Source organism: Alphaproteobacteria bacterium GM7ARS4, assembly GCA_014332745.1.
In the GTDB taxonomy this organism is placed as follows: domain Bacteria; phylum Pseudomonadota; class Alphaproteobacteria; order GM7ARS4; family GM7ARS4; genus GM7ARS4.
On record JACONL010000016.1, the window covers coordinates 1 to 10,148 of the forward strand.

The window sequence follows — 10,148 nt, forward strand, 5'->3', positions numbered from 1 at the left end:
CTGTGTCGCGTAAAAGCCAGCACATGGCACGTAAAATATCTCTCCATCATGGCGCGTGCCATCCTCCTCGATAAAAAACATCTCTCCTCGATTGGAAAACGCCACGCGCGTCTTAACAGACGGATAGAAGAGACGCACACATTCTTGACATTGAGAGAAATCAAGAACGTCAATCCCATCCGGGCGTTTCTTCCTATCCATAAAGATTAAATTGTTCGACGTCACCCCCACAAGAACATAATTGTGAGACTCTGCATAGTCATAGGTCGAAAGAGCAGAGTTCCCACGTCCCCTATCTCTGGCATGGGGCGTCGATTCGTAGCGTGTGTCAAAAGGAATCGATACATTGTATTCTATGCATACGACTCTAGGGCGAAGCGTCTTAAGAGATTTCCATATGGCAAGGTCGATACCATCGATATCGATGGAGAGCAAGTCCACAGCTGTTACCTCAGCCCGCGCCAACAGATTATCTAAAGAATTGTGTCCCTCGACCTCAACAAACGCACAGAGCGTCTTAACAGAAGGGTGCTCCCGATAATTGGAAGAGAACTGCCAAAAACGCTTTTTGTCCCCTTCTATAAAGACCCCAGACCACCCTCGTTCAAAGAAAAAACGGCTATTAGACAGGTGTATGCCATCCCAAGCCCCAAATTCGACAAAGACGCCCCTCTCACCATGACATGCATCAAAAAGCCAATGAAGAATGCCTTCCTCACCACACCCAGAATGTCTCTGTCCCGCATGACGCATGAATGTGAATTCAGGATAGTCCATATGTTGACCCTTTCATGTATTCCCGACATAGACATTTGGAGATGCCTTGCTCGCCTTCTTCGTTCTATATCCCACAGGAGCATGCCTAAAAAGACCGGGGTTTCTAATGCCGAGCTTAAAATGACTGCCTTGCCACCATTGACATTTCTCACAACCGCACTTCATCGAATGCTCTATATCGCCGAAGCCATTGCGGTGGCCTGTGCGTATGGCATAATGGTTAAACATCTTCTCCTTGATGAATTGACGAGAGACCAAAACGTTATTGTTAGACCAATCCATGCCTTCGCTGTCGACGAGATAAGAGCCGTGGTCTGTTTCGTGGATAATATGGGGGAACATGGCATGCGGTGCCCTCTCCACATAGACGGCGCGCCCGCGTAAGCGCCTTGCCTTAACGGGATGGAATCGCTGTTTCAGGGCGTGAATCCCTTTTTTGATAACACCCGTGCTGGGATAGAGAGGCGAATCACTGACAGGATAATAACGCCTATATTGGCTCACACCTTTCTCGGAAATATCGTCACGTTGCCATCGGTGACGAAAACTATAGCACACCGTCTCCCCAGAAGCCACAGAGGCAAGACCTTGGCGTAGCTGCTCTGACACGCTGTTGACATCTTCAACGAGAATCCAATCCTCCTCAAGCAACAGCATATAGTCGGTGGAGAGCGCGTCTACAAGCCTCTCAAATCCCCCCAGAATTCCTTGATTGTCCTTATAACCCTTGTAGGGCATGGCGAATTCCTCAGCAAGACGCCTATCCTCTTCTCGGCACTCCTGAAAGACAATACATCGTTCATCAAAAAGGTCGAGAAAGGCGTCATAGGCATAAGACATAAGCGCCTTGCGTAAGCTCCTCGAGCCTCGCCAACTTAAAATCCCTAAGCCTAAAGAGCGCATCGTTTAACGCGCCATAGAGGCGCGAACGAACAGGCGGTTCTTTGCATAACCCCCTTGCGCCTCTATGTCCTTCTGCGTCTCTGTTTGCACCGCCACCAAACCACAAGAATTGAGGAAAGGCACGAGTTCTCCGTCTAAGCGCCCTCTATTCTCGAGCTCGACTTCTACCATGAGGGTGTGTAATTGGGAAAGGACGCTCTTCCCTCCCTTTGTCACCAAATCAACCTCTAGGCCATCGACGTCAATTTTAACATGGTGAGGCTGTGGCACGCCAAAAACACGGCACGCATCGTCCATCGTCACCGCTGGAATATCAAAAAATCCCAATGTATGTTCATCAGACGCGAAGAGTTGCGAGTGTGGCTGTTTGACGACATCTTTGTGTACCTCCCCCTCAATCCCTCGCCATCCCTGCCCTTGCAACGCTATCGCCTCGTGGAGACGTAGACGCTCCATGGATGTGCGAGGACCGATGGCGATGCCATAGGCGCGAACCCTCTCTCGAAACGGATTGAGTTGAATGCTCTGCGTCAGCTCCATCAGGACGGGAACATAAGGCTCGAAGGCATGCACAGAGACACCCTGACGCAACGCCGCATATAAGGTAAACATGCCGACATTCGCGCCAATATCCCAAAAGATTTGGTCTTCTTTGAGATAATCGCGTATCCAAAAACGCACTTCCTGCTCATGGGACGCAAATTTTCTCCAATCCCGCCGCTCCGATTCTAACATATTGCCGATATTCTTAACATCAGCGCCCTGAAAACGTAAGACCCCCATATCCGTCTCGACCTCATGAAAGGCTTTAAGAAAACGAGCATTTTTGAGCGAGGAGATAAGGCGCGCGCCATAACGCTCTGCCTTCGCCTGACCTAAACAAGAAAGAAGTGAGACGACACCTCCCGCCAACAGACGCGACATAGATAATCTCATAGGGATACTCTCATGGGGACGCACGCCCGTTCATCTTGAGCCAACCCAGACGATATTCAAGTTTTTTGATGATACGCAAAACATAAACAAACGAAAAGGCGTTGCTTCGTATATATCCCCGCAATCCATCACGATAACCACCCTTGATACCATACATCCTAAAAAAAGACCAATGCCGTTCCGTCAACAGCCTCAGCACCAGCCATGGCAAAGCCTTGCCCCTCGATGCGATAAGAGACGTGGTGCGGTTATCCTTATCCCAAAAATGCTCGAAGGAACGAACGGGATAATGGTAGCACACATGGACACAGCGCGCAATCCTTCTTCCTTGAGCGACAATGACCTCTTCGGCAAAAGGCACATCGTTGAATCCGACCATCTTGCGGTGATAGAACCGCACGATAGACCATGGCCGCGCCGTTTTGCGTGGTGACGCCTCGCCGCTCAAACAATCCAGACGTGGCATAGCATAGGCATGGGCGCGTTCTTTCTCTGGTCGTGCCATGACGGCTTCTATCTCCTCCAAAAGAGCATCGCTCGGCCATTCATCGGCATCGAGATTGAGCACCCAATCATAGCGACATGCGTTCTGCGCAAAACATTTTTGCTCGCCATAGCCATGCCACGGGTGAGAAAGAACACGCACGCCATAGGAACGGGCGACGTCGACCGTCTTGTCTGTCGAGCCTCCATCCACAACAAGCACGTCATCAGCCCAATCACAGAGCTTGCTGAGCGGCCAGTGAATCCTGTCCTCTTCATTATAGGCGATAATAAAGCATGAGAGAGGCACGCCTTCCTTGCGCCTATGCGTTCTTTTATGCGTTCTTTTCCTTGCTCCCTGCTCTGTTCTCGCTGGCATATCTATCATCCGCTGAGGCAGCTGCGCCCATCCCCGTTGGCGCTCGAGCAGCTTGATAATGCATGTAAAGCGATAGGCCGCATACATGATACTATAGGACAACCCCCATAACCCTCCCATACAATGCCTATCCCAAACATAGGCGCGAAGAAAAGAAAAAAAAGGCTGACCGAAGAGCCGTAGGAGCAAGAGCCATAGAGACGACGTGTGGCGCGCCGCGTATAAGGACGAGAGGCGATTCCCCCATCCGACAGCATGGTGAAAATCCCGTATGGGACGACACATGGCCAGGCCACGTAAATGCCCCATCTCACGACGTGGAACGATGGGGTGTGATGGCGCGCTCTGTTGTCCTTGACCTCGATGATAAAGGCGCATATGGCGGTGGGTGCGCGCCCATAAGCGCGGCTTCTCGTGGATGGGATAAATCATATCGACCATAGGATAGCAATAAAAGGACTTTGGTGGCGCGCCGCGCGCAAAAAGTGAGACAATCTCACGCCGCAAAGATTCGCCCAACCATTCATCAGCATGCATATGCAAGACCCAATCATGCTGACACTGGCCTTGAGACCATTGCCTCCGCTGTTCTATCGTCCCTTGCGGATGGTGAAAGAACCGCGCGCCAAAGGCGCGAGCGACAGATTCTATATCACCATCTCCACCCTCACCGACAACGACAATATCATCCGCCACCGTTTTAACAGACATCAAGGCGCGCGCCACGTCTTCTCTCCCGTGACGGACAAGAATACAGCAAGAAAGAGGCACCGCCTTATTTGTAGTTTTTTTCACTTAAAGACCACCCTAGGCGGTATTCTAGCTTTTTTATGATACGCATGGTATAGACATAGGCATGGAGCTGACTCTGGACATACCCGCGTAGCCCGTCTCGATACCCCCCTTTTACGACATAGGCGCGCAAAAAACACCAAGGAAGTTCAAAGAAAAGACGCGCAAAGAGAATGGGAAGAGGCTTTGTGATAGGCGCGACAAGGGAGGTGGAACGATTGTATTTCCGCCAAAAATGGCGACAAGACAAGAAGGGATAATGGTAGTATGCGCCCTTGAAGACATCGGTTTTGATGTGGCTTGGGACGATCACTTTCTCTGCGAAAATACTCTTGTTAAACCCTACCTTCTGCCTATCATAAAAGCGCACGATATTCCATGCCTTGCGGGATGGGCGGGGCTTGTCCTCACCACTATAGCACCAGAAGAGAGGGACTTTATAGGCAGAAGCGCGCTCTGTTTCTGGTTTTGTCATGATCGCCTCGACGTCATCGAGGAGTTCTTCGCTCGGCCATTCATCAGCATCCACATTGAACACCCAGTTGTGACGACATTGCTTTTCGGCAAAACATTTTTGCTCGCCATAGCCAGACCAAGCCCGCTCCATCACCCTTGCTCCGTAAGAGCGCGCAACGTCTTGGGTCTTGTCGGTGCTCTGGGCGTCAACAACGACAATATCGTCGGCAATATCACGTAAAGCTTGAAGAGGCCAATGGATACGATCTTCCTCGTTGTAGGTGATAATAAAACAAGAGATGGGAAGTTTTTTGCGTTTTTTCATATGTCTACAGGCGTCGACACTCGTCACTCTGTTCTGGGGCAATGTGTCCCATCCTTGCTTATGCTCGATCATTTTCGCCATGCGCGTAAAATGGTGCGCTGACTCCATCAAACTATAGGCAACACCCCATAACCCCCCTGTGAAGTGGCGGTCGCGTATGTAGGCGCGCATAAAGGATGTCATAGGCTCTGTAAACAACCTCAGCATAAGAAGGGGATAAAAACGCTTTTTTCCTTGAAAGGCTTGCTGAGAGGAATAGGCATTCCATTTCGCCATGAGATGTTCGAAATGGCGCACAGAACGATGCATCACAGGATTTTTGAGATTTCCCACCTTGTGCTCGCCGACTTCGATATGCTCATGCACCTGATGGAGAGAAGGCGCGCCTCTATGGCGGTGATAGAGACGCACTCGATAGTGATGCTTGACCCATAATCTGGGAAAATCATCCATAGGATAGATGTTATCGATACGTCTGAGTTCGTAGAAGAATCGCTCTGGCTCTCCCTTGGCGAACAGGTGGAGAATTTCTCGCTGGAGTTCTTCGCTCAGCCATTCATCGGCATCGAGATTGAGCACCCAATCATAGCGACATGCGTCTTGGGCAAAGCGTTTTTGCGGTCCTATGCCCTCGAAAGGATGGTGTAGGACTTTCGCTCCATAAGCCGTCGCAATGTCAATGGTGGCGTCATGACTTCCACTATCGACAACAAGAGTTTCGCTGGCAATATCCCTGACGGACATAAGCGCGCGGGCGATACAATCCTCCTCGTTAACAGAGACGATATAGCAAGAAAGAGGCAGTGTCATGGCGTGGCACAGGCAGTCACATGGTGTCTGAGGGGGTGTCTGAGGGGGTGTCTGAGGGGGTGTCTGAGGGAGAGGATATGTCGAAGAGGTCGTCATCTCGTTGTGTATCGGGAGACGTTTTGTGGCGGGCGTGCCCTCGCTTTGTAAAGCCTGGCGGTGTCCTACTCTCCCACGTCTTAGGACGCAGTACCATCGGCGCAGAGGGTTTTCACGACCGAGTTCGGGATGGTATCGGGTGCATTGCCCCTCGCCATAACCACCAGACCATACAAATACGAGAGCCTACAGGCACGAAGGCCTGTGGGCTTATGGGCTGTTGTCACATATAAGCACATATTGTGTCTGCATGGGGTGTTTTTCTTTATCATTGGGAATGAAGCACAGAGGAGGGTTTTTCCATCATGTTTGGTGACGGATAACCTCTGTGTGCGGGGGGAGTATAGGAGATTTGAGCATTTGGAGGGATTAGTACCAGTTAGCTTCACATGTTGCCATGGGTCCACACCTGGCCTATCAACGTAGTGGTCTTCTACGCCTCTCTAAGGAAAACTCGTTTTAAGGGAGGCTTCCCGCTTAGATGCTTTCAGCGGTTATCCCGTCCATACATAGCTACCCAGCGGCGCCACGGGCGTGACGACTGGTACACCAGAGGTATGTCCACCCCGGTCCTCTCGTACTAGGGGCAGCTCCTTTCAGTTTTCCAACACCCACGGCAGATAGGGACCGAACTGTCTCACGACGTTCTAAACCCAGCTCACGTACCACTTTAATCGGCGAACAGCCGAACCCTTGGGACCTGCTTCAGCCCCAGGATGTGATGAGCCGACATCGAGGTGCCAAACGATTCCGTCGATGTGAACTCTTGGGAATCATCAGCCTGTTATCCCCGGAGTACCTTTTATCCGTTGAGCGATAGCCCTTCCACACAGAACTACCGGATCACTATGACCGACTTTCGTCTCTGCTCGACTTGTCAGTCTCGCAGTCAGGCAGGCTTATGCCATTACACTCTGTGGCTGATTTCCGACCAGCCTGAGCCTACCATCGCGCGCCTCCGTTACTCTTTGGGAGGCGACCTCCCCAGTCAAACTACCCACCACGCAGGGTCCCGGGCCCGGGTTCACGGGTCTCGGTTAGATGCCAAGAAAGGAAAGGGCGGTATCTCAAGGTTGGCTCCACGAGAGCTGACGCCCTCGCTTCGAAGCCTCCCGCCTATCCTGCACAGTCATTTCCTAACACCACTGCGAAGTTGCAGTAAAGGTTCACGGGGTCTTTCCGTCTGACCGCGGGAACTCCGCATCTTCACGGAGAGTTCAATTTCGCTGAGTCGATGTTGGAGACAGTGGGGAAATCGTTACGCCATTCGTGCAGGTCGGAACTTACCCGACAAGGAATTTCGCTACCTTAGGACCGTCATAGTTACGGCCGCCGTTTACCGGGGCTTCAGTTTGATGCTTGCACATCGCTCCTTAACCTTCCGGCACCGGGCAGGCGTCAGGCCCTATACGTCGTCTTATCGACTTTGCAGAGCCCTGTGTTTTTAGTAAACAGTCGCTACCCCCTGGCTTGTGCCCCCTCATCACGGTTGCCCGCGAAGAGGGCCTCCTTATCCCGAAGTTACGGAGGTAATTTGCCGAGTTCCTTCAACATCGTTCTCTCAAGCGCCTTAGTATGCTCTACCTGTCCACCTGTGTCGGTTTGGGGTACGGTCTATAAGCGGGGGCTATTTCCTGGAACGGAAGGGCGTGCAGCCAGCGCAATCCATATAAGCGCGGACATCCCCATCCATTCGTCACCACCCGCAGGCTCTGGACTATTGACCAGATTCCCATCGAGCTACGCCTTTCGGCCTCGCCTTAGGGGCCGGCTCACCCTGCGCAGATTAACTTTACACAGGAACCCTTGGACTTTCGGCGGGAGAGTTTCTCACTCTCCTTGTCGCTACTCATGTCAGCATTCTCACTTCCGATACCTCCAGAGTCTCTCACGAGGTCTCCTTCGCAGGCTTACGGAACGCTCCGCTACCGCTCATATTGCTATGAGCCCGCAGTTTCGGCAGGTAACTTGAGACCCGTTACATTGTCGGTGCAGGGACTCTTATTTAGACCAGTGAGCTGTTACGCTTTCTTTAAAGGATGGCTGCTTCTAAGCCAACCTCCTGGCTGTCTTGGAGTCCCCACTCCCTTTTCCACTTAGTTACCATTTAGGGGCCTTAACTGGCGGTCAGGGCTGTTTCCCTTTTGACGATGGACCTTAGCACCCACCGTCTGTCTGCCACGCAAGAACTCTCTGGCATTCGGAGTTTGGTTGGGATTGGTAAGGCTCGCGCCCCCCTAGCCCATCCAGTGCTCTACCTCCAGAGGTTTAACGTGACGCTCTACCTCAATAGATTTCGCGGAGAACCAGCTATTTCCGGGTTTGATTGGCCTTTCACCCCTAGCCACAGGTCATCTCCCGATTTTTCAACATCGGTGAGTTCGGCCCTCCGGCGAGTGTTACCTCGCTTTCAGCCTGCCCATAGCTAGATCACCCGGTTTCGGGTTTGATGCCACGAACTATGTCGCCCTGTTCAGACTCGCTTTCGCTACGCCTACACCTTACGGCTTAAGCTTGCTCGCAACACCAAGTCGCTGACCCATTATACAAAAGGTACGCGGTCACCCAACGAGTGGGCTTCCACTGCTTGTAAGCATTCGGTTTCAGGGACTATTTCACTCCCCTCGTCGGGGGACTTTTCACCTTTCCCTCACGGTACTTGTTCACTATCGGTCATTGAGGAGTATTTAGGCTTAGAGGGTGGTCCCCCTATCTTCAAGCAGGATTTCACGTGTCCCGCCCTACTCTTGTCTCCTGTGTGTCTCTTACCTGTACGGGGCTATCACCCTCTTTGGCACAATTTCCCACCTGTTTCCAGTTCGACACACAAGAGCGCAGGCCTGTTCCGCGTTCGCTCGCCACTACTAACGGAATCTCGTTTGATTTCTTTTCCTTCGGGTACTGAGATGTTTCAGTTCCCCGAGTTTGCTTCCTGTGGCTTATGTATTCACCATAGGATATCCCATAAGGGATGGGTTTCCCCATTCGGAGATCCGCGGCTCAATGCTTGTTCACAACTCCCCGCGGCTTTTCGCAGCGTACCACGTCCTTCATCGCCTCTCAATGCCAAGGCATCCACCGAATGCCCTTAAGACGCTCAAATCGTCTCTCCCCACACACAGGGGGTATCCTTACCACGCATGTATGGGGTATGCTCTCTTGATGCTTCATTCCCAAAAACACGTCTATGCATATGAAATACACACCACGTCTTTGGAAAAACACGCCATCTTAACACGAGTGCGACGGGACAATTGGGGAATCCCGCCTCCCATGTAAGACCTCTTCACACTATTCCACAACACATACCACAGCCGCGCCTCCCCTCAAAGATCCCGACGGCGTCCCCCACGGCATGAGACGATGTCTTTATAACCCTAAAAGATGTCCCGTGCAACCTTTTTTTATGATTATCATGCGTTCTTGGCATACGTTGAGCATATGTAAAATACGTGTAAAAATATATCTTCCCACACCACAAGGCTATGCTATAGTGAGGGTATAGACCCAGCAGCCTCGTGCTATCACATCAACAACCAACGGACAAAAACCATGACATCACAAGATAGCGGCATACCATCAAATAGGGATTTCCTTTGGCCCACATTACAAGCTCTCAAAGAGAGGGGCAACTCTGCTTCGAAAAAAGAAATTGAGGAGACGATAACTCGTCAGATGGACCTGTCCGACGAGATCATGAGTGCAACCTACGAGACAGGGGCTTTTATTGCCGCAATCAGAATGGGATGGGCGCGTAGCTGGCTGAAAGGCATGCAGCTCGTTGGCAACGCTGAACGGGGCGTCTGGGTATTAACACCATTAGGCATGAGGGGGTTGGAAGGAGGTGAACGCAAACTCTTGGATGACTTTAAGGCTTACAAGAGGCAGTCTTTGATAGCATACAAGCAAGAGCGAGAAAAACGTAAAGGAAAGGACAAAGATATTGTAGAAGACGAGAACAGGCTATATGAAGAAGACCAAAGGTGGAAAGGTGCTTTACTGAAACGGCTCATATCGCTTGAGCCTGACGCCTTCGAGAGGGTTTGTTTTGCGGTTTTACGGGAATACGGCTATGAAATAGAAAAAACGGGAGGCGCTGGAGATAGAGGTATCGATGGGAAAGGCATTCTACGCCTTGACAACCTCATATCGTTTGACATCGCTATCCAATGTAAGCGCTACAGCGAGGAG

Annotated in this window: 6 protein-coding genes and 2 rRNA genes; 1 reads left to right on the forward strand and 7 read right to left on the reverse strand. The window is 51.3% G+C overall.

The window, feature by feature from the left end:
• The 7 genes from GDA54_06840 to GDA54_06870 all read right to left on the reverse strand — a co-directional run.
• On the reverse strand, positions 1 to 777 hold a 777-nt coding region (locus tag GDA54_06840), incomplete at its 3' end, for a hypothetical protein (protein ID MBC6498014.1).
• A gap of 12 nt (positions 778 to 789) precedes the next feature.
• Complete coding sequence (locus GDA54_06845) at positions 790 to 1,680, reverse strand: hypothetical protein (protein MBC6498015.1); 891 nt, start codon at positions 1,678 to 1,680, stop codon at positions 790 to 792.
• Between the two features lie 3 nt (positions 1,681 to 1,683).
• A complete protein-coding gene (locus GDA54_06850; GenBank protein ID MBC6498016.1) occupies positions 1,684 to 2,616 on the reverse strand; it encodes an FkbM family methyltransferase in 933 nt (310 codons plus the stop codon).
• 10 nt (positions 2,617 to 2,626) lie between these two features.
• Entirely contained in the window at positions 2,627 to 4,273 is a 1,647-nt protein-coding gene (locus GDA54_06855; GenBank protein ID MBC6498017.1) for a glycosyltransferase, read from the reverse strand.
• Positions 4,254 to 5,957 carry a glycosyltransferase family 2 protein gene (locus GDA54_06860; GenBank protein ID MBC6498018.1) on the reverse strand — a complete coding sequence of 568 codons (1,704 nt, stop codon included), beginning with the start codon at positions 5,955 to 5,957 and terminating at the stop codon, positions 4,254 to 4,256. The genes GDA54_06855 and GDA54_06860 overlap by 20 nt, the downstream gene beginning before the upstream one ends.
• 52 nt (positions 5,958 to 6,009) lie before the next feature.
• A 5S ribosomal RNA gene (rrf, locus tag GDA54_06865) occupies positions 6,010 to 6,125 on the reverse strand.
• 184 nt (positions 6,126 to 6,309) lie between these two features.
• Positions 6,310 to 9,058: ribosomal RNA gene (locus tag GDA54_06870) — 23S ribosomal RNA — on the reverse strand.
• A gap of 451 nt (positions 9,059 to 9,509) precedes the next feature.
• Here GDA54_06870 and GDA54_06875 point away from each other — a divergent pair.
• Positions 9,510 to 10,148: restriction endonuclease (locus GDA54_06875; GenBank protein ID MBC6498019.1), on the forward strand; the 639-nt coding region annotated here is incomplete at its 3' end.